The following is a 26,774-nucleotide window of genomic DNA, read 5'->3' on the forward strand; positions in this document are numbered from 1 at the left end:
ATGCAGTAATGAAGGTCGAAGTCCTCACCCCCTCGTGCAACCTCGACACCGTCCGCGACGGGCGCGGCGGCATTTTCACCTGGGTCCCGCCCGAACCCCTGCTGGAGTTCAACCTGATCTACATGCACCCCGGCAAAGTGCGCGGCCTGCACTACCACCCGCACTTCGTGGAGTATCTGCTGTTCGTGGAGGGCAACGGCGTGCTGGTGACCAAGGACGACCACGAGGATCCGGACTGCCCGGAGGAGTTCATCCACGTGTCCAAGGGCATCTGCACGCGCACGCCGATCGGGGTGATGCACACCGTGTACTCGATCACCCCGCTGACGTTCATCGCCATGCTGACCAAGCCGTGGGACGAGTGCGATCCGCCGATCGTGCAGGTGGCGCCGCTGCCGCACACCTTGGAAGGCAACGGCGCGTGAGCAGGCCCGAGCGCCGAAGCGGACGCGGCCTACAGGCGCGGTGGCGCCGTCCCGCGGCGACCGGCGCGTACACCGGAAAGGACTGCGTGTGAGCCGATTACGTGTGGCCGTGGTCGGCGCCACCGGATACGTGGGCGCCGCGCTGGTCGACGCGCTCGCGAGAAGCGGACGGTGGGAGGTGGTGCCGGTGGTACGCGCCGACCATGAACGTCACCGCGCGGCCGGTCGCTACGACGTGCTGATCAATACCGCCTGCCCGTCGAAAAGGTTCTGGGCCGAGCATCATCCCGACGCCGATCGCCAGGAGACGGTGGACAAGACGCGCCTGCTGCGCGAGCGGTGGGACTGGGACCGGTTCGTGCAGATCAGCAGCATCTCCGCGCGCACTCAGCTGGACACCGTCTACGGCCGCCATCGCGCGGAAGCCGAGCAGATGTGCTGCACGCCGGACAGTCTCGTCGTGCGGCTCGGTCCGATGTACGGCGGGGACTACCGAAAGGGCGTGCTGGCGGACATGGCCGCCGACCGTCCGGTGTTCGCCAGCGGCCGCTCGCGCCAGAGCTTCGCCCCGGTGGAGTGGTGCGCCGACTGGATCGCCGCCCACCTCGCGGACACCGGCCTGCGTGAGGTCGGCGCACGCACCACCGTCACGCTGGCCGAGGTGCGCGACGCGGTGGGCTCACGCTCGGAGTTCGCCAAAGATCATGTCGACGACCAGTTCCCGATCACCGCCACCGGCCCGGACTGGCCGGAGGCGGCGGCGGTGATCGACTGGCTGGCCGGGCGGAGGGTCAGCGGTGCGCGGGCGAACTGAGGCGATGCCTGCTGGGGCGCAGATACTTCTCCGCGCACAGCACCAGCAGGAAACGCACGCTGGTCGCGACGTCGCGGGTGCGCATCTTGGACGCGCCCGCGGTGCGGTTGAGGACGTGGATCGGCACCTGCTCGATCCGGAACCCATTGGCGGCGAGAATGTAGAGACTTTCGAAGAAGAAGGAGTATCCGGTCGAACGGACACGATCGAAAGCCGCCACCGGAACGGAGTCCAGCCGGTAGTATCGGAACGCACCGGTGGCATCGTAGGGCATCCGCAGCAGTGTCACGGTGAGGAAATGCCCGACCCGGGTGAGGACCTTGCGGAAGGGAGTCCAGTCGGCGAGGCTGTCCTCTTTCAGATACCGCGATCCGACCACGACGTCGAAACCGGCCGCAGCGGCGCGCAGTGCCGGAAGATACGACGGCGGATGCGCGAAATCGGAATCCATCGTGATGATGTGCCGATATTCTCGCGCGTAGGCCCAGCGAATTCCGGCCTGGTGTGCGGAGCCGACGCCTCGGCGCCCGGGCCTGTGCAGCACGTGGATGCGGGGCGCGTGCTGTCGGGCCAGCTCATCGAGCAGATCTCCGGTCCCGTCCGGGGAGTTGTCGTCGACGAACAGGACATCGAAATCGGTGCCTTGATCCAGGATCTGAGCGAGCAACGGGCCTACGTTGCGACGCTCGTTGTACGTCGGAATCATTACCAGAGTTTTTTCGGAGGCCGCGCTCATGCAATCGAATTCTAATACCGGCAGCGGCCGAAAGATAGGTATTGCCCGCTTTTTGGCTACCCGTTAGTCTCGGGGTTGGAGGTTTGATGAGAAAGGCGCTGATAACCGGCATCACCGGCCAGGACGGGTCTTATCTGACAGAATTCCTGTTGCAGCAAGGATATGAGGTGCACGGGATTATCCGGCGTGCGTCGAATTTCAATACCGACCGGATAGATCACCTGTATTCCGATACGCATTCCCAACGCCGGCTGTTCCTGCACTACGGGGACCTGATGGATTCCAGCAGCCTCAACCGGATCCTGGAGGACGTGCGCCCGGCGGAGATCTACAACCTGGGCGCGCAGTCGCACGTGCACATCTCGTTCCAGATCCCGGAGTTCACCGCCGAGACCAACGCGATCGGCACGCTGCGCATCCTGGACGCCATCCGCAAGACCGGCATCGCCACCCGGTTCTACCAGGCTTCGTCCTCGGAGCTGTACGGCGGACTGCACGATGTGGCCCTCAGCGAGGACACCCCGTTCCATCCGCGTTCGCCGTATGCCGTGGCGAAGCTGTACGCGTACTGGATCACGGTCAACCATCGCGAGGCCTACGGGATGTACACGGTCAACGGCACCTTGTTCAATCACGAATCACCCCGGCGTGGCGAGGTTTTCGTCACCCGCAAGGTGACCCGCGGCGCGGTGCGCATCGCGCAGGGCAAACAGGACAAGCTGTTCATCGGCAACCTGGACGCCCGCCGGGACTGGGGATACGCCAAGGAGTACGTCGAGGCGATGTGGCTGATGCTGCAACAGCCCGAACCCGACGACTACGTGATCGCCACGGGCGAGACGCACAGCGTGCGCGAGTTGTGCGAGACCGCCTTCTCCGCCACGGGAGTCGAATTGATCTGGGAAGGAACAGGTTTGGCGGAGAAGGGAATCGACCGGCGCACCTCGCGGGTGCTGGTCGAGGTGGATCCGGCCTATTTCCGGCCCGCCGAGGTGCATCATCTCACCGGAGATCCGAGCAAGGCGCGCGAGAAGCTCGGGTGGGCGCCCCGCACGAGTTTCACCGAACTGGTCGAGTTGATGGTCGCCCACGATATGGAGAACGTGTGACGCAAGCAGTGGCGGTGCAGGGTTGCCGGGTGTGCGGGAACACCCGGCTCGAGACGGTGGTCGACCTCGGCACGATGGCGCTGACCGGGGTGTTCCCGGCCACCGACCCGACCGAGGTGCCGCGCTACCCGTTGGAGTTGGTGCGCTGCGTGCCCACCGGCAGCGAGGAATGCGGGCTGGTGCAGTTGCGCCACACCGCCGACTTCGACGAAATGTATTCCCCCGGATACGGATACCGCTCCGGACTGAACAAATCGATGATCGACCACCTCGCCCACCGGGTGGCGCGGATCCGGCAGCGGGTGCCGTTGTCGCCGGAGGACGTGGTGATCGACATCGGCAGCAACGACGCGACGCTGCTGCGCGCCTACCCCGAAGGGTCGGCGACGATCGTGGGCATCGACCCGCTGGGGGAGAAGTTCCGCCGGTTCTATCCGCCGCACGTGCGGCTGGTGACCGGGTACTTCACCCGCGAGCTGGTCGAATCGGCGTTGGCGGGGCGACGGGCCAAGGTGATCACCTCGATCGCCATGTTCTACGACGTCCCCGCGCCGCTGGAGTTCATGCGCGCGGTGTACGACAGCCTCACCGACGACGGCATCTGGGTGCTGGAGCAGAGTTATCTGCCCGCGATGCTGGCCACCACCTCCTACGACACGATCTGTCACGAGCACCTGGAGTACTACACCCTCGACCAGATCGAATGGATGGCGCGGCGGTGCGGCTTCGTGGTGCTCGAGGTGGAACGCAATGCCGTCAACGGCGGCAGCTTCGCGCTCACCTTGGGCAAGCGGGGCGAGCCCTCGCCTGCCGATGCCGCCGCGCTGGATCGCATGCGCCAGGAGGAGTCCACGCTGGGGTTGCACACCGCGCAGCCGTACGCGGACTTCGCCGAACGAGTCGAGCGGCATCGCGAACGGGTCCGCGACTTCTTCGACCGCTCCCGCAAGGCGGGCCTGCGCACGCTCGGTTACGGAGCCTCCACCAAAGGCAACGTGGTGCTGCAGCACTGCGGGATCGGCCCGGAGGACCTGACGTGCATCGCGGAGGTCAACGACGACAAATTCGGCAAGTTCACCCCGGGCAGCGCGATCCCGATCGTGTCGGAGGCACGAGCCCGCGAGCTGGCCCCCGACCAGTTCTTCGTACTGCCCTGGCATTTCCGCACGATGATGCTGGAGCGCGAAAGCGCCTTCCGCGCGGCGGGCGGGCGGCTGGTGTTCCCGCTGCCGGAGCTGGACGTGGTGTGAGATGACCATCGTCGTCACGGGCGCGGCCGGGCAGGACGGCACCCTGCTGTCGGACCTGCTCACCGCGCGCGGTGAGCGCGTGCTGGGGATCGGCCGCGACGGCCCGGTCGACATCACCGACGCCGCCGCGGTCGAGGAGCTGATCGCCGCCGAGCGCCCCGCGCAGGTGTATCTGCTCTCAGCGGTGCAGCACTCCTCGCAGGACGACCACGGCGACCCGCGTGAGCTGGCCCGCGCCTCGCACCGGGTGAACACGCTGCCGGTGCAGCATTTCGCGGAGGCGATCGACCGTCACCGGACGGGCACGCGGCTGTTCTACGCGGCCTCCTCGCATGTCTTCGGCTCCGACGGCGCCGCGGTGTGCGACGAGAACAGCGGGCTGCGACCGGACTCGATCTACGGGGTGACCAAAGCGGCGGGCCTGCTGGCCTGCCGCGCCTACCGCGCCCGCGGCGTCTTCGCGGCCGCGGGCATCATGTTCAACCACGAATCACCGTTGCGGGCCGAGAATTTCGTCACCCGCAAGATCGTGCGCGCCGTCGCCCGGATCCAGCGCGGTGAGACCACCACGGTGGAGGTGGGCAGGTTGGACGCCGGCGCCGACTGGGGGTACGCGCCGGACTACGTCGAGGCGATGACGCGCATCATGGCCCTCGACGAGCCGGACGAGTTCGTCGTCGCCACCGGCGAACACCACACGGTCGCGCAGTTCTGCGCGGCGGCGTTCGGCATGGCCGGACTGGACTGGAACGACCATGTCCGCGAACGTTCCTCGGTGCTCACCCGCAGCGGGCGACCGCTGGTGGGTGACGCGACGAGGCTGCGCGAGCGGACCGGGTGGCGCCCTTCGGTGGACTTCCACGGCATGGTGCGCGCCATGCTCGCCGCCGAGGGCGTGCGCCCGGCGGAGCAATCGAGGCCGGTACGCACCGGCGGAACGGATGGATGACGTGCCACTGAACGACGAGAATGTCCTCGCCGCCCACTTGATCTCCGTCGCCGACGGCGTCTACGAGGAGACCTCCGCGCGGATCGGCGAGATCGGCACCGAGGCGGTCGCCGACGCGGTGCTGAAGGAGATCGCCTGGCGCGCGAACTACGGATCCCGGCCGGGGCAGCCGGTCACGGCGGTGTTCGAGCTGACCCACGAGGGCAAACAGCTCGACTATCTGCTCACCTTGGGCGCCGAGGAGCCCGCGATAGCTCCCGGCTCCCTGGAGGATCCGTGGCTGGTGGTGCGGCAAGATCTGGTGGAGCTGCTGCGCGCGGTCTACGGCCCGCCCGACGCGGCGCTCGGCACCCGCGCCATCGCGATCAAGGACGAGCCGGGGCCGGGCAGTTTCGCACCCGACGACCCGTGGCGGCTGGCCCGCGACGCCGCCGCGGTCGCCGCCGACCGGATCGTCACCGCCTGCCGCCCACAGCACTACGACCTCAACGCCCTGTCGCTGCACTTCGGTTCGGACAAGTGGGGCGGCCACTGGTACACCCAGCACTACGATCGGCATTTCGCGCCGCTGCGCGACAGCCGCGTGCGCATCCTGGAACTGGGCATCGGCGGCTACACCGCACCCGATGTGGGCGGCGCGTCGCTGCGGATGTGGAAGCAGTACTTCCGCCGCGGGCTGGTGTTCGGGCTGGACTACTTCGACAAGTCCGGCATCGCCGAGCCGCGCCTGCAACCGCTGCGCGGCGATCAGGGCGACGCGGCGTTCCTCGACGAGCTCGGCAGCTCACTGGGCCCGTTCGACATCATCATCGACGACGGCAGCCACATCAGCGGTGACGTGATCGCCTCGTTCCGGGCGCTGTTCGCGCACCTGCGGCCCGGCGGGCTGTACGTGGTGGAGGACACCCAGACCTCCTACTGGTCGGGCTGGGGCGGCAGCAGCACCGCCACCGACGACCCTGCCACCAGCATCGGTTACCTGAAAACCCTGGTGGACGCCTTGCACCACCAGGAATTCGAGAAGGAATCCGGCCGCGCGACCGGCGCCTTCGACGACTGGATCGGGGCGCTGCACTTCTACCACAACATCGTGGTCGTCGAAAAACGCCGCAACGCCGAGCAATCGGCTCCATCATGGGTGCCTCGGCACACCAATCCGATGGAGTGGATGAAGCCGAAGGAGTGATCGGATGAAGTTTCTTGTCGTGCCGGTGCCCTCGTCGGGCCACCTGCTGGCGATGGTGCCGTTCTGCTGGGCGCTGCGGCTGGCCGGGCATGAAGTGCTGGTCGCCTCGCGCGACGACGTGACGGCCACCGCGCTGCGCTCGGGGCTCAACGCCGTCGAGTTGACCGCGCTCAACGTGCCGATGGACCAGTTGCGCACCCAGGTGAATCCGGGCATGTTCCCGCTTCCGCTGTTCGCCGACCGCGACCTGTCCAGCGGGCAGGGCCTGTGGCAGGTCGCCGCGCAGAACTGGCACAACCATGCCCGCCGATACCTCGAGGCGTTCGCCGCGGTGGCCACCGACTGGCAAGCGGAGGTGATCCTCACCGACCCGCTGGCCACCATCGGCCGGGCGCTGGGCGCGCACCTGGATCTGCCGGTGCTGGTGCACCGCTGGGGCATCGACCCCACCGGCGGCCCCTTCACCGAACGCACCGCCGCGCTCGCCGCCGAAGCGGGCACCCGGCTGGCCGACCCGGTCGCCGTGCTCGACATCTGCCCACCGCGGCTGCAAGCGCCCGACGCCGCGCCGGGCACCCCGCTGGGCTACGTCCCGTTCAACGGCACCGGCGCGCTGCCGCCGTGGCACCGCAACGAGCACGGCCGCAAGCGGATCGCGGTGTGCATGGGCGGCAGCACGCTGGGCCTGACCGGTCCGCGGCCGCTGGAATCGGTCCTCGCGGCGCTGGCCGACATCGACGACGCCGAGGTCGTCGTCGCGCTGTCGGCACCCGACCGGGCCACCGTCGGCGAATTGCCCGGCCATGTGCGGGTCGTGCAAGAGGTTCCGCTGAACCTGTTCCTGCCGAGCTGCGATCTGCTGGTGCACCACGGCGGCTCGACCACCGGTCTCACCGCGGGCTGGTTCGGGTTGCCGCAACTGGTGCTGCCGCAGATGTTCGACCAGTTCGACTACGCCCGCGGCCTGGTGCGCAGCGGGGCCGGGCTTGCCGCCGAGACCCCGGCGAGCCAAGGCGACATCGACGCGCTCACCACTTCGATCCGCACACTGCTGCGCGAACCCGGATTCCGCGCCGCCGCCGAACAGATCGGCGTCGACCTGCGCGCCGCACCCACCGCGAGCGACGTGGTGTCCCAGGTGGTTCCGTTGCTGACCGGGCACGCCACAGCAGCGACCAGATAGACCATCCGCGCGGCCCGGGACCGGGCGACGCGGGAACCGAAAGCCGTAGGTTGCAGATGATATCCAGGACATGGACCAGGTTCCGTGGTTCGCTCGACTACTACGCCGCGATGTACGCGGTGTTCGTCGTCGGCATTCTCGTCCCCGTCGTGATGATCGTGCTCTCGCTCACCGGCCTCCCCGGACCGGTGACCGCCGTGCTCGGCGTCGTGTGCGCGGTGGCGCTGTTCGTGTTGTTCGTGCCGACGGTGCCCGCCGAGTGGCGGGAGGTGGTGCGTGCCAAACCGATCGTGGTGCGGGTGCTGTGGAGCGTGGCCATCCTGCTCGTGGTCGCGGTGCTGGCCCGGTTGACGCAGTTCATCCTCGACGCCGACAATGTCGAGGCCTCGCTGTCGGCCGACGACGACTTCCTGGTGAAGAAGACCCACCTGTCCGGTTACATCAGCGGTGCGCTCATGGCCGAGCACGACCCGGCGAGCCTCTACGACCGCCACCGCTACGAATCACCCCGGGCGGATTCGATCCTGCCCGCGGTGACGCCGCAGGATCGCGACGCCTACCTCTACCCGCCGCCGTTCCTGCTGCTGCCCCGGTTGCTGCTGCTGTTCAGCCACGACTTCGCCACGCTGCGCGCGCTGTATTACTCGCTGTACGTGGCGATCGTGCTGGTGGCGATGTTCGCCATCGCCCGCTGGGTCGGCGGCAGGCAGGGCGGGGTGCTGGCGGCGCTGACCCCGGTGGTGTGGCTCAGCCTGCCGACCCTGGCGACTTTGCAGATCGGCAACATCCACGTGCTGGCGCTGTATGTCGGCGGGGCGGGCGCCATGGTGCTGTTCCATCTGCGGCGCGATATCTTCGGCGGCGCGGCGCTGGCGTTCGCGATCATCGCCAAGGTGTCCCCGGCGATCCTGCTGGTCTATCTGCTGGTCCAGCGGCGCTGGCGACCGGCGGTGTGGACCGCGGTGTTCGGCGTGCTGTATTCACTGGCCACGCTGGCGATCTTCGGCTGGGAACCGTGGCGGCAATTCCTGTCCGACGGCACCTGGCAGCGGCTGGCCAGCGGGGAATTCCACCAGTTCGTGCTGGTGGAGCGAGCCAACCAGCTGGTCAACTATTCACCGTTCGGGCTGCCGTACAAGGCGAACATCATGGGCTGGGACATCGGCGATCCCGTCGGGCCCGCGCGCGTGATCACCAACATCTACACGTTGTTGCTGCTGATGCTGGTGGCGGCTACCGCGGTCCGTATCCACCGGCGGCTGTCGGCCGGGGCGGAAGGGCCGCGGGTGCGCGCCGAGCAGCTGGCCATCTGGCTGGCGGTGCTGACGCTGGCGTCGTTCCGCGCTCCGTTCGGTCCGTGGGTGTACATCGCGGTGGGCGCGGTATGGATGCTGGCGGTGTACGCCGGGCTGATGCGCGGTGGCAAACGCACCGTCGCCTTGCTCACGGTGGCCTGGCTGATCGTCGCGGTCTACAACGAGAACGTCTACTTCACGCTGGTGGCGCAGACGCTCATCTACGTCGCCTGCTTCGTGGTGGCCTGGCGGGCGAGCGCGGGCACCGATCCGGAACCCGCGCCGCCGCAGGAAGACACTCCACGAACCGAACGGGTCGGCGCGGCATGAGCGGTCAGGCCCGGAGGCGGCAGCGCAGCGTGACCACGCAGGCCCCGCTCATGCCGGAAGTAGACACAGCATGAGCGGTCAGGCCCGGAGGCGGCAGCGCAGCGTGACCACGCAGGCCCCGCTCATGCCGGAAGTAGACACAGCATGAGCGGTCAGGCCCGCAGGCGGCAGCGCAGAGGGGACAGTGCATGAGCGACTATTGCGTGATCGGCGCGGGCGCGGCGGGTTTGGCGACCGCGCGTGAGTTCGCCGCGCACGGTTTGGATTTCGAGGTGCTCGAGGCGTCCGACGGGATCGGCGGGATCTGGGACGCACGGCGTCCGGACTCACCGGTCAGCCACAACACGCACGTGATCGCGTCCAAAGGTGTGCAGGCGTTTTCGGGATTCCCGATGCCCGAGGACTATCCGGACTATCCGGGGCACGAGCTCGTGCTGCGCTATCTGCACTCCTACGCCGACGCCTTCGACCTGTGGCCGCGCATCCGGTTGAACACCTCGGTGCAGCGCGTCGAACCAGCAGAAGACGGCTGGACGGTCACCCTGGCCGACGGATCCGAGCGACGCTGCGCCGGGGTGGTCGTCGCCACCGGGCACGACCGCACCCCGCGGCGCATCGATATCCCCGGGTCGGGCACGGTGCCCGTGCTGCATTCCAGCGAGTACCGCCATCCCGAACAGGTGCTAGGCAAGCGAGTGCTGGTGATCGGGGCCGGACAGTCGGCGGCCGACATCCTGTCCGACTGCGCGGTCAACGCCGCGCTGACCCTGCACAGCAGCAGGCGCGGGTTCTACTGCATGCCCAAGTACATGCTGGGCCGCCCGACCGACAGCATGCTGCAAGGCAAGATGTGGCGGCCACTGCGTAAGCGGGCCTTCGAGCGGCTGTTCTCGTATCTGCGCGGCCGCTCCCGCACGTTCGGGCTCCCGGTGCCGGATTTCACCGACGGCATCGTCATCCCGATGCTGGGCGACCAGCTGCATCACCACTACACCCACGGTGACATCACGCCCAAACCGGACGTCACCGCGATCGATGACGACCGGGTGACCTTCACCGACGGCACCGAGGAGAAAGTCGATCTGGTGGTGCTGGCCACCGGGTTCGTGCCGAACTATCCCGTCGTCGACCGGACCCATCTGAACTGGGCCGGTGACAGCCTGCGACCGGGCCTGTATCTCAACATCTTTCCGCCGCACACCCGCGACCTGTTCGTCGTGGGGATGGTGCGGCCGATCGGTTCGCACTGGGATGTCTACGAGAAACAAGCCGAGCTGGTCGCGCGGTACCTGCGGGCCAAGGCGAGCGATCCGCGGCGGGTCGAGCGTTTCGATCGCGCCACCGAGGGCCGCCAGCCCGACCTGTACGCCGGGTTGCGGCTCTACCACGCCGACCAGTACCCGCTGGTGGTGGAGAAGCAGGACTACGTGAACCAGCTGCGCAAGCACGCCAAGCTCTTGAAGTGAAAGGTCGTTCGATGAAAGCACCCGGGCCAGGTCTGGTGGAAACCGGACGCATGCTGCCGAAACTGGCGAAGAACCCGCTGACGACGGTGGGCGCGCTGCTGGAGGGCTACGGCGACGTCGTGCGGGTCAAGGCAGGCCCGATGCTGGTCTACCTCGTCGCGGACCCGGCGATGACCGAGTACGTGCTCAAGGACAACTACACCAACTACCGCAAGAGCCCGATCTACGACGAGTTCAGCATCCTGCTCGGCGAGGGGCAGCTGACCACCAACAACCTGGAGTACTGGCGCACCCAGCGCAAGCTGATCTCCCCGGCGTTCTCCCATTCGCACGTCAAGGGTTTCGCCGACGACATCACCGACAGCGCCGCGGCGATGCTCGACGGCTGGGACGCCGCGGCCGGGCAGTTCCGCGACATCTACGACGACTACGTCAAGCTACTGCTCGCGGTGACCGGCCGGATCCTGTTCGGCTTGGACCTGTCCACCGACACCAGCCAGGTGACCGACGCGATGCGCGCGGCGTTCGCGCTCATCATGAAGCGGGTGAACGCGCCGGTGAAGCTGCCGCAATCCTTCCCGACACCGGAGGCTCGCCGGGTCGCGCGCAAGGTCGGTGAACTCGACGACGTGGTACGCCATCTCATCGCCGAACGCCGTCGCGGCGGTGACACCACCGACGTGCTCACCGCGCTGGTGCGCGCCCGCGACGAAGGCGGTCAGGGCATGCGCGAGGAGGATCTGCTCAACGAGATCAAGACCCTGCTCGTGGCCGGCCACGAGTCCCCGGCCAACGCGCTGTCGTGGGCGTGCTACCTGCTGGCCACCCATCCGGAGAGCCAGGAGAAGCTGGCCGGGGAGGTGCGCGCCGTGCTCGGCGACCGCAGCCCGTCCTTCGCGGATCTGGGGCAGCTGAACTACTGCCGCATGGTGATCGAAGAGACGATGCGGCTGTATCCGCCCGCCTGGATCGTCGAGCGCACCCCCATCGCCGATGACGAGATCGGCGGTTACCATGTGCCCGCGGGCGCGCGAGTCACGTTGTGCATGTACTACGTCCACCGCGACAAGCGGCTGTGGGACGACCCGGAGGAGTTCCGTCCGGAACGTTTCGCCGACGCGGCGGTGGCCGAGCGGCACAAGTTCGCGTTCTTCCCGTTCTCCGGTGGCCCGCGCATCTGCCTCGGCAAAGACATGTCGATGACGGAGATGGTGCTGATCCTGGCCATGACGGTGCAGCGTTTCCGGCTCGAACTCGACCACACCCACCCGGTGGTGCCGCTGGCCTCGGTGAATTTGCGCCCGGAATCCGGCATCCGCATCCGTCCGGTCCGCCGCGTCACCGAGCCCGTTACGACCTGACCGGGGCTGTTCGGCCGCTCCGGCGAGCAGATCCGAAATCTCACCGGTCGGGAATGTCGTGTGCCCGCTGGAGTGTTCAGGAGGCGGGTGATCCGCGCGTGGTCGCCGCTCAGCATGGCAGGGCTGCCGCGTCCGGGCACTTCGGTCGAGGACCGGGCGCACCCGCGGCCCCGGGCCGGGTGATGCCGGTGACCTGGGCCAGTCCCCACACAACCAGTGCGGCAAGGGAGTAGGCCGCGCCGGCCCAGCAGGAGGCCTGCCATCCTCGGGTGCTGTATGCCCAGGTGGTCGTGAGTGCACCGAGGGCGGATCCGAGCGAGTAGAAGGCCATATAGGCGCCTATGACGCTGCTGGCGCGGTGCGGATGCGCCGTGGTCAGCAAATGCTGGCTACCGACATGTACTGCTTGGACGGCGAAGTCGAGGAGAACGATGCCGATGGCGAGCGGCCACAGGGTTGTTTCGGTCCGGGCGATGAGCGACCAGGAGGCGGTGAGTACCACCAGTGCGGATCCGGTGATCGCCTGTGCGTGCCCGGAGTCGGCCCATCGTCCCGCGCGGGCGGCGCCGAGAGCTCCGGCCAGGCCCGCCACTGCGAACAGGCCGATCTGCGTGGTGCCGAAGTTCCACGGGTCGGCGCCGAGGGGCAGGGCCAGCCCGCTCCAGAGGGTTCCGAAGGACGCGAAGAGGAAGAACGCGATCAGGCCTCGGCTCACAAACAGGCGATCGGTGCGCGCGAGCCGCCCCATCGATGCCAGCACCTGCGTGTACCGCGCGCCGGGAGTTCCGCGGTCCGGGTCGAGTGCCGCGCGGACGGTGAGAGCCAGAGCAAGGCACAGTACGGCGAGCAGCGCGTATACCGCACGCCAGCCGACCGTGTCGCCCAAGATCCCGGCCAGGACGCGGACGCCGAGGATGCCGATCACCACTCCGGAGGTGATCGCGCCGATATTGCGGCCCCGCTCGCCCGGCGCGGAGACGGCGGCGACGTAGGCGACAGTCACCTGAACCACGACCGCGAACAGTCCCGCCATCGCCAGCCCCGCGACCGCGACGGCACCGTTCGGGGCGGCGGCCGCGACCGCGGCTCCCGCGGCGGTGAGGACCAGATGCACGGTGATGAGCCGCCGCCGATTCACCACGTCGCCGAGCGGGACCAGCAGGATCAGACCGGCGAAGTAGCCGACCTGCCCGGCGGCGACCAGCCCGCCCAGCGACTCGGGTGCCACTCCCAGGCCGGCGCCCGCTGCTTCCAGAACCGGCTGTATCGCATAGATCGTCGATACGGCCACTGCGCACACCAGTGCCAGGACGAATCGCTGCGGCCTTGTGACTCCTGTCGCCACCACGTCTCCCATATCAGTAGCAAAATGCAACCATTCGAGGATAGGTAATAATGGTTTCGAATTGCAACTGACTGGAGGAGGCTCATGACCACGACGCTCGGTACCGGCCGCGAGTGGACCGATCCCACCTGCCCGGTCGCGCGAACCGTCGACCTCGTGGGCGACCGGTGGAGCTTGCTGATCGTGCGCGACGCCATGGACGGCGCGGCGAGCTTCACCGACTTCCAGCAGCGGCTCGGGATCGCCCGCAACATCCTCACCGATCGCCTGCGCAGGCTGGTCGACCACGGCATCCTCACCACGAGCACCGCCCCGGGCGGCAAGCGGCACAGCTACACACTCACCGGAGCCGGGCAAGACCTCTTCACGCTCGTCGTGGCGTTGCGCCAATGGGGAGAACGCCACACCTTCACCGACGGCGAACCCCACTCCACGCTCGTCGACCGTGACGGCAGCCCCGTCGCCCCCCTGCGCGCCGAAAACCACAGGGGCGAGCGCGTCACCGCGGCGACCACCCGAGTTCGCAAGGTGGGCGAACACGACATCTCGGTGGCGGACGCGTAATCGGCCGCACCGCGACTACGCCGAATCCGTTCCGCGATGCGGCTATCGGAATCCGCGGGTGTTCGCGTTCACGGCCGGTTCCCGGCACGTCTGTCGGCGATCCAACGGCCGGTCGCGGGGGCCACCGCACACAGCAGTCCTGTGCAAGAGAAAAACAGGACGGTGCCGATGAAGACGAAGTCGCTGCCGCGGCTGTCTCCGCTCAGGCTCGCCCCTAATCCGACCAGGCAGACCAGCGTGATGATCCCGGTGCCGACTGCCACGGCGATGCGGCCGGATCGTTTGCGCCGAAACAGTGCGATCGAGCCGCAGATCAGCAACAAGGCCATCGTGGTGGAGATCGCCATGGGGACGAGAAGGTCGAGGGCGACCTCACGCAGCGTCTGGCGGCGACCATATTCGATGTGCGGGGTCGTCAGCTCCATCGCTCCGCTGGCGAGGATCAGACAGAAGACCAGACCGAAGGCGAACGCGACGACGGCGCCGATTCTGGGGACGACGCCGGACGGCCGAGCCGGATCGTAGACGGGTGTGAGCGGTGGCATCGGGGGCAGCGGCTCGGCGCGCCACCTGGGCTCCGAAGGCTGGTTCAGCAAGGTCGGAGCCGACCGCGGCCAAGAGTCGATCGCCGTCGCCGAGTGGGTGGAGCGCTGGTTGACGAAGGTCGGCGCGGGCGGCACGTGGGCAGCATCGCCGCGCAGGGCCGCCGCCGCGGCTGCCGCGAACTCGCCACAGCTGGCGAATCGTTCGTCGCGGTGTTTGGCCAGCGCGCGTGCGATCACATTGTCGAGCTGCCGTGGCAGCTCCGGACGGGTGTCGCTGAGCCTCGGTACCGGCTTGGCGATGTGTCCAGCGACGATCTGACCGGGATTGGTCGAGGGGAAGGGCGGTTGCCCGGCCAGCATCGTGTAGAGGGTGCAGCCGAGGGAATATTGATCGGCGCGGTGATCGACCGGCTCACCGGACAGTTGCTCGGGTGAGGCATAGGCGAGTGTGGCGGTGAACGTCCCGGTTGCGGTGAGCTTGGTATCGGCGTCGAGCAGCCGCGCGATGCCGAAATCCGTGAGCAGAGCACGGGTTTCGCGACCGGCCTCCGCCTCGGCGATCAGGATGTTGGCGGGCTTGATGTCACGATGCAGCACCCCTCGGCCGTGGGCGTAGTCGAGAGCCTTGGCCGTATCACCGACGATGTGCAGGACATGGTCCGGACGGGTGGTCTGCGGGTCGAGCCGGGCGGCGTCGGTGCCGCGGACGTACTGCATGGAGATCCACAGGTGCCCGTCCTGGCTGCCGCGATCGTAGACGCCGACGATTCCCGGATGTTCCAGGCGAGCGACGACATTGGCCTCCAGTTCGAACCGTCTGCGCAGTTCTTCGTCCTCCGACACCGCGCGATTGAGCAGTTTGAGTGCCACCAGTCGCGGCAGCCGCGGGTGGCGGGCCAGATAGACGGTGCCCATACCGCCTTGCCCGAGTACGCCCTCGATCACGTAGTCGGCGAACGACTCGTGCTGCCTCAACATCTTTGACCCCCTTTGGATCCCAGCCCACCCGAACCGTGGGCAGCATATCCGCTTCCGGACCGCAGACCGGGCGGCGCTCGCGCATCGCGTTACGAGCCGATCCCGGATATCGAACGCTGCTCTGGGGTCCCGTCCTGCGACCGCGCTCAGCCGTGTCTTTCGTGGCTGCCGAATCCATGGGCGGCGGATCGTTCGCCACCGGCGCCGTAGAGCGACTGCGGCTCAGCCGAGCAATTCCCGGCTCAACACCAGCAGTTCGGCTGTCGAGAGAACTTCCTCGTCCGACGGTGATTCCGGTGCCATTACCGACGCAGTGGCGGTTCGGGGTGCCGGATCCGCGGCCGGGTGTAGGGGCGCGAGGCGGATGTTCAGTTCGGTGGCCAGCAGCTCGACGGTGGGGCAGCCCCAGATGATGGCGGCGGGGACGTCGATGCCCAGGCGGGCGCTGAGGCGCGCCGACAGTTCCACGGCGTGCACCGAGCCGATCCCGAGCTGGTCGAAGTTCTGCCGTGCGGGCACCCGTTCGGGTGCGATACCAACGACGTGGGCGAGTTCGGCGGTAATAAGGGCGGCGAGGTCGTGCGCGGAGTTGCTTCGCGGCTCGCTGAACGCGGGAGACGCGTGGGCTGGTGCCCGGTCCTGGACCGTAGCGGCCGGATCGACCGCTCCCTGGGTCGTCACCGGCGACACAACCAGCGCGGTCCCGACCCCGGAACCTCGAACATCAGCAGGAGCGGCGTGGTCACCTGGCGGCAAGTCGAACGAAGGCGATCCGATCGCGGCTACACCGGGTTCCTGGACCGGGGCTTGGGGCTGCGCCCAATGCCGCCGGCGCTGGAATGGATAGGTGGGCAGGGATACCGGTCGGCCCGGCGGGTTCACCGCCGCCCAGTCGGGCTCGACACCACGCTCGAACAGCACGCCCGCCGCCTCGAGCAGGTCGCGGTGGGCCACCGTGCCGGGACGCAGGGCCGCGGACAGCACCAGACTCAGCGCCTCGTGCTCGGTGTCGTCTTTCGGCGTGGTCCCGTCGAGGTAGGCGCCGAGGAAGTCGACAACCGCGCCCACATCGTCGGCCACCACCGAAAGCCGTTGCCGGAAGGGTGTTCTCGTGGCGAGGGTATGGGCGAGATCGCCCAGACCGATCCCCGGATTGTGGAGGAGATGCTCACGCAGCCGATGTGCGTGCGCGCGCAGCGCGGTCTCGGTGCGGGCGGACAGCACGACCAGCCGCTGCGAGACGCCGGCCTCGGTTACCGGCTCGGGCGGGGGCGCGGCTTCGACGATGACGTGAGCGTTGGAGCCGCCGAACCCGAACGCACTCACCGCGGCGCGCGCCGGCCGGTCGTGCTGCGGCCACGGCAGCGCGATGTCGGCGATGCGCACGCCGGCCGTCTGAGAATCCAATTCCTCTGGCAGTCGTTGGAAATGGAGGCTGCGTGGGATGCGGCGATGGGTCAGGGCGAGCGCGGCTTTCACCAGTCCCGCCATGCCCGCGGCCGCTTCGGTGTGCCCGATATTGGTCTTGATCGAGCCGACCCTCAGCGGTGCGCCGGGCGCTCTGCCGGTGCCGTAGACCTCGGCCAGCGCCGACAGTTCGGCGCGGTCGCCGACCGCGGTGCCGGTGCCGTGCGCCTCCACGTAGTCGATCGTCGAGGGGTCGACACCCGCTCGCGCGCACGCCCGCCGCAGCAGTTGCCGCTGCCCGTCGGCGCTGCTGGCGGGCATGGAGCGATGTCTGCCGTTGTTGTTGGTGGCGCTGCCCAGCAGGGTGCAGTAGACGCGGTCACCGTCGCGCAGGGCCTGTCGCAGCGGCTTGAGCACGACGACCGCGCCGCCTTCGCCGCGCACGTAGCCGTCGGCGGTGGCGTCGAAGGTGCGGGATCGGCCGCGCGCGGACAACACCCCCAGCGCGGACAATCCGATCGTGGTCTCCGGGATCAGATTCAGTTGCACCCCACCGGCGACGGCCACCGCGCTCTCACCCGCCCGCAGCGCCTGACAAGCCAGGTGCACCGCGACCAGCGATCCCGCGCAGGAGGCGTTCACCGTCATGCTGGGGCCGTCGAAACCCAGGAAGTACGACACCCGGTTGGCGATAACGCCTTCGACATCTCCGGTACTGGTGAACGGTGTGATGGCGGTGGCGCCACGGGCGAGTTTCACGGCGCGATAGTCGTTGAACTTGTTGGCGAAATACACGCCCGTCCGCGGAACCCGGTCGGGGCGGATTCCCGCGTCCTCGAATGCCTCCCAGGCCAATTCCAGCGCCAAGCGTTGCTGCGGATCCATATCGGCCGCTTCGCGTGGGGTGATGCCGAAGAATTCGGCGTCGAAACCGGCGACATCCGCCAGATACCCACCCGCGACCGACACCGTCTTGCCCGCGGCGGCACGGTCGGCGCCGCGATGGTCACCGGACCAGCGACCGGGCGGCGGTTCGTCGGCGATCGCGTCGGTCTCCTCGATCAGCAACCGCCACAACGCTTCCGGGGAATCGGCGCCTCCGGCGAAGCGACAGCTCATGCCGATCACGGCGATCGGCTCGGCGATGTCGATCGCTGTCTGCTGAGGACGGGTGCGCCGCTTGGCTTTCTTCACGCTTCTCGCCTGCCCGCGATCCACCGACCGTGCACCCGTGGAACAAGCGGTGCGGTGAATCTGCCGATCTTGTTGTGGGGTCGGGACATGTGCCGGAGACTTTACCTGTGCTGTTTTCCGAACGCCCCGTTTTCGCTCGGGTGACGTCCGCGCTGGGGGGCGAGGCACGGCGTCGAGAACTCCTCCGTTTCGCCTCCGTCGGTGCCGCCGCGTTCACGCTGGACACCGCGGTGTTCCTGACCTTGAAGAGCACCGCGCTCGAGGCGTATCCGGTCACCGCGAAAGTGGTCGCGGTGCTGGCGGCGATCACCTTGTCGTATGTGCTCAACAAGCAGTGGTCCTTCGACGGGCGCGGCGGGCGGCGCGGCCACCACGAGGCGGCGCTGTTCTACCTGGTCAGTTTCCTGGCCGTCGCGATCAACACCGCACCGCTGTGGGTGTCGCGGTATGTGCTGCATCTCGAGGTGCCCGAGGTCTCCCGTTTCACCCAGAACGTGGCCGACTTCGTGGCCGCGCAGCTGATCGGCACCGCGCTGGGCATGGTGTTCCGGTTCTGGGCATTCGTGCGGGTGGTGTTCCCCGACGAGGTCGAGCGCCCCGGCGCGGGCTGAACCGGCCGGTTGCGCTCATCCTGATGACAACCCTGTCCGGCGTGATCGCCCACTGTGCGGGCCGCGGCGCCCCGCCGCGACACCCCGGCCGCGCGTTCGCACCGCCGCGCGGGTGGTAGGAAAGGGGGCGTGTCCGCAACTGGCGAAGGAATCGACCCGAACAGAAGCTCGCGCGCGGTGTCGGAAGTGGTGGAGCTGGTCAGTACGCTGATCCGCTTCGACACCTCCAATACCGGTGATCTGGCCACCACCAAAGGGGAGCGCGAATGTGCGCAGTGGGTGGCAGACCAGCTGCACCAGGCGGGCTATGTCACCGAATACGTCGAATCCGGCGCGGAAGGTCGCGGCAATGTCTTCGCGCGGCTGGAAGGCGCCGATCGCAGTCGTGGCGCCCTGATGATCCACGGGCACCTGGACGTGGTGCCCGCCGAGGCCGCGGACTGGAGCGTGCATCCGTTCTCCGGCGCGGTGCGCGACGGCTACGTGTGGGGTCGCGGCGCGATCGACATGAAGGACATGGTCGGGATGGCGCTGGCGGTGGCCCGCCAGTTCAAACTCGAGGGGACGGTGCCGCCGCGCGATCTGGTCTTCGCGTTCCTGGCCGATGAGGAGAACGGCGGCAAGTGGGGCTCGCAGTGGCTGGTGGACAACCGCCCCGATCTGTTCGACGGCGTCACCGAGGCGGTGGGGGAGGTCGGCGGATTCTCGCTGACCGTGCCGCGCCCCGACGGCACCGAACGCAGGCTGTATCTGGTCGAGACGGCCGAGAAGGGTCTGGGCTGGATGCGGTTGCGCGCCAAGGCCCGCGCCGGCCACGGCTCGTTCCTGCACGAGGACAACGCCGTCACCATCCTCGCCGACGCCGTGTCCCGGCTGGGCAAACACACCTTCCCGTTGGTGCTGTCGGATTCGGTGGCCGCCTTCCTCGCCGCCGTCGCCGAGGAGACAGGTCTGGAATTCGATCCGTCCAGCCCCGACATCGAGGGTCAGCTGGCCAAGCTGGGCACCATTTCCCGCATCATCGGAGCCACCCTGCGCGACACCGCCAATCCCACCATGCTGCAAGCCGGGTACAAGGCCAACGTGATCCCGCAGACCGCCGAGGCGGTGGTGGACTGCCGCGTGGTTCCCGGGCGGCAGGCGGCGTTCGAACGGGAGGTGGACGAGCTGATCGGCCCCGATGTCGAACGCGAGTGGATCACCAAGCTCGACTCCTACGAGACGACCTTCGACGGCGATCTGGTCGAGGCGATGAACAACGCCGTGCTCGCCCATGATCCGCGCGGCCGCACGGTGCCGTACATGCTCTCCGGCGGAACGGACGCGAAAGCGTTCGCCCGCTTGGGTATTCGTTGCTTCGGTTTCGCCCCGCTGCAGCTGCCGCCGGAACTGGACTTCACCGCCCTGTTCCACGGCGTCGACGAGCGGGTGCCGGTGCAGGCCCTCGAATTCGGCACCCGCGTGCTGGAACACTTCCTACTGCACAGCTGATCCGATCCGCAAGAGAGAGGTTTTCATGACCTACGACCCCTACGACGCGCTTCCGAAGGTGCCGTCGTTCACCCTCACCTCCACCGATGTCACCGACGGTCAAACCTTCGGCAACGAACAGGTCAGCGGCATCTTCGGCGCGGGAGGCAAGGACATCTCCCCGCAGCTGTCCTGGTCGGACTTCCCGGCGGAGACCAAGAGTTTCGCGGTCACCGTGTACGACCCCGACGCCCCCACCGCCTCCGGCTTCTGGCACTGGGCCGTCGCCGACATCCCCGTGAGCGTGACCTCGCTGCCTGCGGGCGCGGGCAGCGGCGAGGAGGGCGGCGCTTTGCCGACCGGCGCGATCACCCTGCGCAACGACGGCGGCTTCCACGGCTTCGTCGGTGCCGCCCCGCCGCCCGGTCACGGCCCGCACCGCTACTTCATCGTCGTGCACGCCGTCGACGTCGAAAGTCTCGGCATCGACGAGAACGCCACGCCCGCCTACCTCGGCTTCAACCTGTTCTCCCACACCCTCGCCCGCGCGACCTTGATCGCCACCTACGAGCAGAACTAGAGCCGTCACGTGATTGTGGCCCTGAGCGAAATGCTCGGGGCCACAGCGCTTTCGCATGCACATCGTGGGTTTTCCAGCGGTTCGGCGGATCTGAACCACTGGTTCCGCGGCACGCTCTGGCGTCCTGTCTGCTTCTGATCGTCCGGCGCAGCGAACGACGAAACCCACGGCGGCTTCTCGCGCCGTGGGTTTCGATCTGCGAGCCTCCAGCCGCGCGGCGACACGAACTCCACCTCGGCGAGACCCGCGAGCCGCCCTAACCCGACCAGTCGGTATTCCCAGGAGTGGGTTCGTTCTCGTCGCGTCGCGACTGCCCGCAAGCGCTACGCTGCCGCTGGACAGCCGCCCAAGTGGGCGCGCGATGGACTGATGAGGGTACGAACTTGATCATTCGCACGGAAACCGCCTGGGTGCTCTTCCTCGCCGGGCTCATCTTCCTGTGGGCGCTGGTTCTCGGTGTGTGGAAATGGCAGGCGATGACCACCTCGCCGGACGGTCTGGCACACCCGTACGTCGACATCGCACACCGTGCCGCACTGCTGTACTCGTTCGCCACCGGTTTGATCGCCTGGTTCGTCGAATTGTCCGGCTGGCCGACGGCGGTGAACGCCACCGCGGCCGGGGCGATCATCGCACTGTTCGTGGTGACGATCGCGAACTACATCCGTCTGGGATTGCAGCGCGAGACCGACAACCAGATGCGCAACCCTCCGCCGTCGATGCGTTTCGTCCTCGCCGCTCTGATCATCGGCGAGATCGGCGGATTCTGCGTGCTCCTGGTCGGCTTCGCCGTAGAGCAGTTGGCGTAGTCCGGCTCACGCCACGAGCAATGTGCGAGTCCGTTCGTTGAAGTCCGCCACCAAAGGGTGCGGACCGAAGGCCACCATGCGCTGCTGTATGTCGCGCACCGCCTCGACGGAGCGGGAGGACTTGACCTTGCGCGCGAGGTCGAGTGTCCGCACACCCGCTGCGTGTGCAGCTTCGAGGTCACGCTTCTGTATGTGGGTCACCGCGAGCGCGGCGTGGGAGAGCGCACCGCGTCGCGCGCGATTCTGTGTGCGGGCGTGGGAGATCGAGTGGCGAGCGTGCGACGCGGCTTGTTCCGGTTGCCCGAGGTCACGGAATGCGTTCGCCCACTCGCCGAAGATGTATGCCTGATCGATGAAGCGCGCCCACTCGGGCTCACGGTCGGGTTCGACACGGGCGAACGCGTTCTCCGCGGCGTTGATCGCGTGCGCGGTAGCGGCCTTGTCGCCGATGACAGCCAGAGAGCGAGCTTCCAAGGTCCACAGGTCCGCCAGGCAGGCGGGCGCATCCACCTTCGACAAACCTTGGCGACCCGCTTGGGCGAGTCGCCTGCCTTCGTGCGGATGCCCGAGCAAGGTTGCCTGGTCGGCCAGCCCGGCGAGCACGTGCGCGCCGAGGGCGGGATCGCGCGACTCCTCGGCCAGGCGAAGCGCCTGGATCAGATACCGCTGCGCCGTGCCGTGTTCGCCGTTGTCGAACGCCATCCAGCCGAGCAGGTAGGTCTGTTCGGCAGCCGCACGGCAGAGCGCCAGGCGGACGTCCTCGCTGTGCGTCCGCCGCAGCAGCGGGTACACGTGCTCGTTCATGTACGCCGCCAGAACCAGCCGGCCTGAGCCGCCGCCCTGCAAGACATCCATCTCCTGGAATGTGCTGAACATGTTCCGCACGGCGGCGACGTCCTCGAGTCGCACCCGCTGCCGCTGATCCGGCAGTTGGTCGAGAGTGTTCAGCAACCAGTCGCGCGACGGCCCGATTGCCGCGACCGCCGCGAACGGAGCCGCGGACAGAAATTTCCTGCGATCCACGTCGGCCCTCCCGAGGTCTGCGACTGCGTTCAGTGTCTGTGTCCACGATGGGCTGTAGAGGAGGGCGCGGTCAACGGCCGGTATTTCGCCCAGACCGAGGTCGTAGGTCGTCACGCGATAACCGAATCGTGCCGAGAACAGGTCGGCGAGGATCGCCGGGACCGGCGGCCGTGGGCGTTCTCCCTCATCCACCCAGCGGCGCACGCTGGAGGCGTCCGGCCTGATCTGAGGTTCGCCCCATTCGAGCGCCAGTGTGCGCACCCGACGCGCCAATTCACCGCGACTCCAACCTGAACGGGCCAGCCACTCGGAGAGATGCATGTTCGCACTGTCCATCACGCCTGCCATTTCGTCACCCGGAGAGGTCGATCCACCACCTTTCAACACCCGCCGCGACCTTACTCGCCGTGACTGCGGGGTGTGTGCTGAATACGCGTCCGGTCAGGGAGTTCCGCGCAAATCACGCGGCAGGCTCGCCTTCGTTGCCGGGGCTGTTTCCGCAGTCCGCGGGACCGGGCGCATCTCCACCGTCGATCGATCTGAGCAGGGGGTTTGATGATGGGCTGGATACCTTTCGGGGATACACCACTGTCCCGGTGTGCCTACTACCGGCAGGTGTGCGACCTGCCCGCGGAGGTGGATCCACCTCAGGTGGGGCGCATCGTGCTACGTATGGGGGTGGCGTGGGCGGTGATCATGCCCGCCACGCTGGGCCAGGATGTGAAGGTCTGGATGCAGCGGCACCACCATCGGATCGGGCCGATCATGTCGCATCCCCGGTCGAAGCGGTGGACGTATCTGACGCAGCCCGACCTGCCGGACGACATCATGCTGTTCGCCGAGATGTTCCGGCTCGACGTCTCGTTGGTGCGCGCCGGCGGAACCGTGGCGCTGCCGGGCCCGGCCGATCGGGGGACCACGTTCCGCGCCTGGGTCGCTCGCCCCGACAGCGCATTTCGTCCCTCCGGAAGCGTCGTGGTGGCCGCTATCCGTGGATGCGTGGCGGAGCGGGTTGCACGACGGAAGCGAGGCTTCACGTATGCCTGAAAGGTATTGCAGGGCATGGAAGGTCTCGGCGCACTACGGGGTCGGCCCCCTCGGGCTCCGGCAGACCGATACGCACCAGAACGCGAAGGAGCGGCGGCGGTGAACGGTGCCGAGCGCCGTGGTTCTCCGCTCCCGTCCGAGCCGGATGTCCATTTGTCGGTGTTCTGGCACGGCGCTCGGATGGATTACGTCGCCTGCGTCACCGCGGCGTGCTTGTTCGTCCAGGAGTGGCGTGCCCGGCACTGGCACGACGCGGTCGAGGTGTCGATGGACGACATCGAGGGTTGTCCGCGATTGCCTTGTGAGCGTTTGTATCTGGAGCCGTGAGGGTTCACCCGGTCAGGAGGGGGCGTCGTAGACCAGGGTGTACCGCCAGAACATGCGACGGCGGATCCGGGCGCCGGGCAGTTCGCGCGCGGCGGCGGCGCGGATGTCGGCGAGGGTCTCGGTCGGCTCGGCGGTGGGTGCCGTCATGTGCGGGGGAAGAGTTTCGGCGCGAGCCGGGTGCTTGATCAGTCCCATGACGGGGTTGGCGGCTATGGCCGGGAGGTCGGCGAGGATGTCGAGGGGTCCGGCGTGGCGGTAGCAGCCGACGATCGCCAGCCGCCCGCCCGGGGCCAGACAGTCGCGCAGTTCGCGCAGGGTGGGCAGCAAGGGGAGGTGGTGCAGGACGGCGACGAGGGTGACGGCATCCCACCGTCGCTGGTGGTCGCGATCGTCGAAGCCGGCTTCGACGACGGTCACCGCGGGGTCATCGGCGAAACGTTGCGCCGCCAGGCGGGCGGTCGCGGGGTCGGGTTCGAGCGCGGTGACGGTGGTGGCGCGCTCGCGCAGCCGGGCGGCGAGGTTGCCTGTGCCGCATCCGACATCGAGGACGTGATGGGCCCCGGCCGCTGCCACCTGGCGTACGACCCACGCACCGTAGTGGTCGTTGTGGCTCCACGGATGTCGCCGATTGAACCGGTCGAGTCGAGACAGCAGCACCGTTCCATTCTCCCGGCGGCCGCGGCGGTCGGCATCCGGGGCCTCGGGGATCGGCGTGAAAAACTGTGGCCCTGGACGAAATGCCCAGGGCCACAGTGCGTTCCTACGAGTTTACTTGACGCTGATCACCCGGTCGGAGGGTTCCTTGGCGTACAGCGCGTCGATCTCGGCCTGATATTTGGCCGCAATGGGGGCGCGCTTGAGCGACATCTTCGGGGTCAGTTCGTCGCCGCCGGGCTCCCAGACGGCGCCGAGGACGGTGAAGCGTTTGATCTGCTCGACGCGGGAGAGTTTGGCGTTGCCCGCCTGGACCGCCGCCAGCACCTCGTCGATGATCTGCCCGCGGGTGGCCAGGGCGGCGATGTCCTCGCCGGTGGCGTCGAGTTCCTTGGCGCGGATGGCGGCGACGTCGGGGTCGAGCACGATCAGGGCGGCGATGTAGGGCTTGGCGTCGCCGATGGCGACGACTTGACCGACCAGCGAGGAGGCTGCCTTCACCGAGTTCTCGATGTTGGTGGGGGCGATGTTCTTGCCCGCCTCGTTGATGATCAGTTCCTTCTTGCGGTCCACGATCCGCAGGTAGCCGTCGGCGTCGAGCGTGCCGATGTCACCGGTGTGCAGCCAGCCGTCGGAGTCGATGGCCTCGGCGGTCTTGTCGGGCATGTTGCGGTAGCCGCGGGTGACGATCGGGCCGCGCACCAGCACCTCGCCGTCGGCGTCCAGGCGCAGATCGATGCCGTCCACCGGGCGCCCGACCGAGCCGGGGCGGGGCTTGTCCAACTCGGTGAAGGTGCCCACGCCGGTGGTCTCCGACATGCCCCACACCTCGCTGACGGTGAAGCCCAGGCCGAGGAAGTACTCCAGGGTCTCCGGCGGGATGGGCGCGGCGCCGGAGGAGGCGACGTGCAGCTGATCGAGCCCGAGGGCGTGGCGCAGCTTGGACAGCACCAGCGTCTCGGCGATCTTGTGCTGCGCGCCGAGCAGGGGACCGCGACCTGTGCCGGCCAGGTCGGCGCGCGCGGCCGCGATTCCGGTGCTGATCGCCCAGTTGGCCAGCGCCTTCTTGACCGGGCTCGGTTCTTCGGCGAGTTTGCCCTCCACTCCGGCCTTGATCTTCTGCCATACCCGTGGGACGCCGAAGAAGACGGTCGGTCGCGCGTCGGGCAGGGCGGCGGCGACCTCGCGCGGGTCGGGCACGGTGGTGATCTGGATGCCGGTGAGCAGGTTGATGGCGTGGGCGGAGATCCGGTCGGCGACGTGCGCGGCCGGGAGGTAGGACACCGCACGATCGTCCAGGCCGACCGGTAGCGGGCCGTTGACCAAGGCGATGATCTGGGCGAGCACGTTGCGATGGGTGATCTCCACGCCCTTGGACGGGCCGGTGGTGCCGGAGGTGTAGATCAGAGTGACCAGGTCGTCGGCGCCGACGGCCTGCCAGGCGGCGTCGAAATCGAAGTCGGCGGCGGGCGCGGCCTCGACCTGTTCGAGGGTGACGGCGCCCTCGGCGGGGCCGTCGACCATGATGATGTGCTCGACCGGCACCCCGGCCGCGGTGATCCGGTCGAGGAAGACCTGCTCGGTCACGACGACTTTGTTGCCCGCGTTGGTGAACAGGTGGGTGATCTGCTCGGGGGAGCTGGTGTTGTAGATGGAGAACGGGGTCGCGCCCAGGTGCAACGCGGCGGTGTCGACGAGGTTGAACTCGGGACGGTTGGTGAGCATGATGCCGACGGTGTCACCGTGGCCGACGCCGAGTCCGGCCAGGCCCGCGGCGATCGAGCGCACCCGTTCGGCGTACTCGCGCCAGGTGTATTCCTGCGTGCCACCCGCCTTGCGCAAGGCGATCTGGTCGGGTCGCAGCCGGGCGGTCTCCTGGAATGCGGCGGGGACGGTGTACACCGTTTTGCCCGACTGGTGCGCGTATCCGATTTCTGTTGTCGTCATATCCCTGTTCCCGATAGCGCTGGCGTGAACCGGACGCCGGTATCCACCGGCGTCCGATCCGGACTCGAATCCTGAGGCGGTGCGGCGAATGCACTGTCAGTCCCTCACGAGTCGGCGCGCCACATGTGGCGCGGCTCACTCATGGTAGCCACAGGAGGGAAGCGGGGTG

Annotated in this window: 24 protein-coding genes; 17 read left to right on the top strand and 7 right to left on the bottom strand. The window is 68.0% G+C overall.

Features of this window, described 5'->3' with window-relative positions; genetic code table 11:
- The first annotated feature begins 8 nt into the window (after nt 1-8).
- Nucleotides 9-425 (top strand): hypothetical protein, encoded by a 417-nt coding sequence (locus ABZ420_RS20105; protein WP_040867020.1) that lies wholly within the window; start codon nt 9-11, stop codon nt 423-425.
- Between the two features lie 88 nt (nt 426-513).
- Nucleotides 514-1,239 (top strand): NAD-dependent epimerase/dehydratase family protein, encoded by a 726-nt coding sequence (locus tag ABZ420_RS20110; RefSeq protein ID WP_357124696.1) that lies wholly within the window; start codon nt 514-516, stop codon nt 1,237-1,239.
- Here ABZ420_RS20110 and ABZ420_RS20115 read toward each other — a convergent pair.
- Nucleotides 1,217-1,945, bottom strand: a complete 729-nt coding sequence (locus ABZ420_RS20115; protein WP_357124699.1) for a polyprenol monophosphomannose synthase — start codon at nt 1,943-1,945, stop codon at nt 1,217-1,219. The two genes, ABZ420_RS20110 and ABZ420_RS20115, sit on opposite strands and share 23 nt — an antisense overlap.
- Before the next feature lie 113 nt (nt 1,946-2,058).
- On the opposite strand from ABZ420_RS20115, the gene gmd reads away from it, so the two are divergent.
- The 8 genes from gmd (at nt 2,059) to ABZ420_RS20155 (ending at nt 12,104) form a co-directional block, all read left to right on the top strand.
- Nucleotides 2,059-3,084 carry a GDP-mannose 4,6-dehydratase gene (gene gmd / locus ABZ420_RS20120; RefSeq protein WP_357124702.1) on the top strand — a complete coding sequence of 342 codons (1,026 nt, stop codon included), beginning with the start codon at nt 2,059-2,061 and terminating at the stop codon, nt 3,082-3,084.
- A complete protein-coding gene (locus tag ABZ420_RS20125) occupies nt 3,081-4,334 on the top strand; it encodes a class I SAM-dependent methyltransferase (protein ID WP_357124705.1) in 1,254 nt (417 codons plus the stop codon). The genes gmd and ABZ420_RS20125 overlap by 4 nt, the downstream gene beginning before the upstream one ends.
- 1 nt (nt 4,335) lies before the next feature.
- Complete coding sequence (locus tag ABZ420_RS20130; protein ID WP_357124709.1) at nt 4,336-5,283, top strand: GDP-mannose 4,6-dehydratase; 948 nt, start codon at nt 4,336-4,338, stop codon at nt 5,281-5,283.
- Between the two features lies 1 nt (nt 5,284).
- Entirely contained in the window at nt 5,285-6,469 is a 1,185-nt protein-coding gene (locus ABZ420_RS20135) for a class I SAM-dependent methyltransferase (protein WP_357124712.1), read from the top strand.
- Nucleotides 6,470-6,473: 4 nt separating this feature from the next.
- Entirely contained in the window at nt 6,474-7,652 is a 1,179-nt protein-coding gene (locus ABZ420_RS20140; RefSeq protein ID WP_357124714.1) for a nucleotide disphospho-sugar-binding domain-containing protein, read from the top strand.
- Nucleotides 7,653-7,708: 56 nt separating this feature from the next.
- Nucleotides 7,709-9,277: a glycosyltransferase family 87 protein gene (locus ABZ420_RS20145; RefSeq protein WP_357124717.1), complete on the top strand. Its 1,569-nt coding sequence runs from the start codon at nt 7,709-7,711 to the stop codon at nt 9,275-9,277.
- 188 nt (nt 9,278-9,465) lie between these two features.
- Nucleotides 9,466-10,743, top strand: a complete 1,278-nt coding sequence (locus ABZ420_RS20150) for an NAD(P)-binding domain-containing protein (RefSeq protein WP_357124719.1) — start codon at nt 9,466-9,468, stop codon at nt 10,741-10,743.
- An 11-nt stretch (nt 10,744-10,754) separates the two neighbouring features.
- Nucleotides 10,755-12,104 carry a cytochrome P450 gene (locus ABZ420_RS20155; RefSeq protein ID WP_357124721.1) on the top strand — a complete coding sequence of 450 codons (1,350 nt, stop codon included), beginning with the start codon at nt 10,755-10,757 and terminating at the stop codon, nt 12,102-12,104.
- A gap of 109 nt (nt 12,105-12,213) precedes the next feature.
- Here the strand turns inward: ABZ420_RS20155 and ABZ420_RS20160 are convergent, their stop codons facing one another.
- Entirely contained in the window at nt 12,214-13,449 is a 1,236-nt protein-coding gene (locus ABZ420_RS20160) for an MFS transporter (protein ID WP_357124723.1), read from the bottom strand.
- Between the two features lie 84 nt (nt 13,450-13,533).
- Here ABZ420_RS20160 and ABZ420_RS20165 point away from each other — a divergent pair, with 84 nt between their 5' ends.
- Nucleotides 13,534-14,013, top strand: coding sequence for a helix-turn-helix domain-containing protein (locus tag ABZ420_RS20165; protein ID WP_357124725.1), 480 nt, complete (start codon nt 13,534-13,536; stop codon nt 14,011-14,013).
- Between the two features lie 68 nt (nt 14,014-14,081).
- Here ABZ420_RS20165 and ABZ420_RS20170 read toward each other — a convergent pair whose 3' ends face one another.
- Together ABZ420_RS20170 and ABZ420_RS20175 are read right to left on the bottom strand one after the other, a co-directional pair.
- Complete coding sequence (locus ABZ420_RS20170) at nt 14,082-15,536, bottom strand: serine/threonine-protein kinase (protein ID WP_357124727.1); 1,455 nt, start codon at nt 15,534-15,536, stop codon at nt 14,082-14,084.
- A 222-nt stretch (nt 15,537-15,758) separates the two neighbouring features.
- On the bottom strand, nt 15,759-18,137 hold the full coding sequence (locus tag ABZ420_RS20175; RefSeq protein WP_357124730.1) for a beta-ketoacyl synthase N-terminal-like domain-containing protein: 2,379 nt from the start codon (nt 18,135-18,137) through the stop codon (nt 15,759-15,761).
- A 107-nt stretch (nt 18,138-18,244) separates the two neighbouring features.
- Between ABZ420_RS20175 and ABZ420_RS20180 the strand changes: the two genes are divergently transcribed.
- The 4 genes from ABZ420_RS20180 to ABZ420_RS20195 all read left to right on the top strand — a co-directional run bounded on the left by ABZ420_RS20180 (nt 18,245) and on the right by ABZ420_RS20195 (nt 21,607).
- Entirely contained in the window at nt 18,245-18,748 is a 504-nt protein-coding gene (locus ABZ420_RS20180) for a GtrA family protein (protein ID WP_357124733.1), read from the top strand.
- A gap of 129 nt (nt 18,749-18,877) precedes the next feature.
- Nucleotides 18,878-20,239 (top strand): M20/M25/M40 family metallo-hydrolase, encoded by a 1,362-nt coding sequence (locus tag ABZ420_RS20185; protein ID WP_357124736.1) that lies wholly within the window; start codon nt 18,878-18,880, stop codon nt 20,237-20,239.
- Between the two features lie 25 nt (nt 20,240-20,264).
- A complete protein-coding gene (locus tag ABZ420_RS20190; RefSeq protein WP_357124739.1) occupies nt 20,265-20,798 on the top strand; it encodes a YbhB/YbcL family Raf kinase inhibitor-like protein in 534 nt (177 codons plus the stop codon).
- Nucleotides 20,799-21,187: 389 nt separating this feature from the next.
- The gene (locus ABZ420_RS20195) at nt 21,188-21,607 is read left to right on the top strand and encodes a hypothetical protein (RefSeq protein WP_357124981.1); all 420 of its coding nucleotides are present in this window, start codon (nt 21,188-21,190) and stop codon (nt 21,605-21,607) included.
- Nucleotides 21,608-21,613: 6 nt separating this feature from the next.
- Here the strand turns inward: ABZ420_RS20195 and ABZ420_RS20200 are convergent, their stop codons facing one another.
- Complete coding sequence (locus ABZ420_RS20200) at nt 21,614-22,951, bottom strand: hypothetical protein (protein ID WP_357124742.1); 1,338 nt, start codon at nt 22,949-22,951, stop codon at nt 21,614-21,616.
- A 294-nt stretch (nt 22,952-23,245) separates the two neighbouring features.
- Here ABZ420_RS20200 and ABZ420_RS20205 point away from each other — a divergent pair, with 294 nt between their 5' ends.
- Together ABZ420_RS20205 and ABZ420_RS20210 are read left to right on the top strand one after the other, a co-directional pair.
- Nucleotides 23,246-23,677 (top strand): DNA-directed RNA polymerase subunit beta, encoded by a 432-nt coding sequence (locus ABZ420_RS20205; RefSeq protein WP_357124744.1) that lies wholly within the window; start codon nt 23,246-23,248, stop codon nt 23,675-23,677.
- 99 nt (nt 23,678-23,776) lie between these two features.
- Nucleotides 23,777-24,004 (top strand): hypothetical protein, encoded by a 228-nt coding sequence (locus ABZ420_RS20210; RefSeq protein ID WP_357124747.1) that lies wholly within the window; start codon nt 23,777-23,779, stop codon nt 24,002-24,004.
- 12 nt (nt 24,005-24,016) lie between these two features.
- Here the strand turns inward: ABZ420_RS20210 and ABZ420_RS20215 are convergent, their stop codons facing one another.
- Together ABZ420_RS20215 and ABZ420_RS20220 are read right to left on the bottom strand one after the other, a co-directional pair.
- On the bottom strand, nt 24,017-24,661 hold the full coding sequence (locus ABZ420_RS20215; protein WP_357124750.1) for a class I SAM-dependent methyltransferase: 645 nt from the start codon (nt 24,659-24,661) through the stop codon (nt 24,017-24,019).
- A 111-nt stretch (nt 24,662-24,772) separates the two neighbouring features.
- Nucleotides 24,773-26,605, bottom strand: coding sequence for a long-chain fatty acid--CoA ligase (locus ABZ420_RS20220; protein ID WP_357124753.1), 1,833 nt, complete (start codon nt 26,603-26,605; stop codon nt 24,773-24,775).
- Nucleotides 26,606-26,774 lie beyond the last annotated feature (169 nt).

The sequence above is a fragment of the Nocardia sp. NPDC005745 genome (genome assembly GCF_040630775.1).
Taxonomy (GTDB): domain Bacteria; phylum Actinomycetota; class Actinomycetes; order Mycobacteriales; family Mycobacteriaceae; genus Nocardia.

What these genes read in the sequence shown, in the direction of transcription:
- ABZ420_RS20115 (WP_357124699.1), bottom strand. Translation starts at nt 1,945, where the DNA reads ATGATTCCGACGTACAACGAGCGTCGCAACGTAGGCCCGTTGCTCGCT.
- ABZ420_RS20155 (WP_357124721.1), top strand. Translation starts at nt 10,755, where the DNA reads ATGAAAGCACCCGGGCCAGGTCTGGTGGAAACCGGACGCATGCTGCCG.
- ABZ420_RS20220 (WP_357124753.1), bottom strand. Translation starts at nt 26,605, where the DNA reads ATGACGACAACAGAAATCGGATACGCGCACCAGTCGGGCAAAACGGTG.
- ABZ420_RS20130 (WP_357124709.1), top strand. Translation starts at nt 4,336, where the DNA reads ATGACCATCGTCGTCACGGGCGCGGCCGGGCAGGACGGCACCCTGCTG.
- ABZ420_RS20190 (WP_357124739.1), top strand. Translation starts at nt 20,265, where the DNA reads ATGACCTACGACCCCTACGACGCGCTTCCGAAGGTGCCGTCGTTCACC.
- ABZ420_RS20170 (WP_357124727.1), bottom strand. Translation starts at nt 15,536, where the DNA reads ATGTTGAGGCAGCACGAGTCGTTCGCCGACTACGTGATCGAGGGCGTA.
- ABZ420_RS20145 (WP_357124717.1), top strand. Translation starts at nt 7,709, where the DNA reads ATGATATCCAGGACATGGACCAGGTTCCGTGGTTCGCTCGACTACTAC.
- ABZ420_RS20200 (WP_357124742.1), bottom strand. Translation starts at nt 22,951, where the DNA reads ATGCATCTCTCCGAGTGGCTGGCCCGTTCAGGTTGGAGTCGCGGTGAA.
- ABZ420_RS20150 (WP_357124719.1), top strand. Translation starts at nt 9,466, where the DNA reads ATGAGCGACTATTGCGTGATCGGCGCGGGCGCGGCGGGTTTGGCGACC.
- ABZ420_RS20105 (WP_040867020.1), top strand. Translation starts at nt 9, where the DNA reads ATGAAGGTCGAAGTCCTCACCCCCTCGTGCAACCTCGACACCGTCCGC.
- ABZ420_RS20140 (WP_357124714.1), top strand. Translation starts at nt 6,474, where the DNA reads ATGAAGTTTCTTGTCGTGCCGGTGCCCTCGTCGGGCCACCTGCTGGCG.
- ABZ420_RS20165 (WP_357124725.1), top strand. Translation starts at nt 13,534, where the DNA reads ATGACCACGACGCTCGGTACCGGCCGCGAGTGGACCGATCCCACCTGC.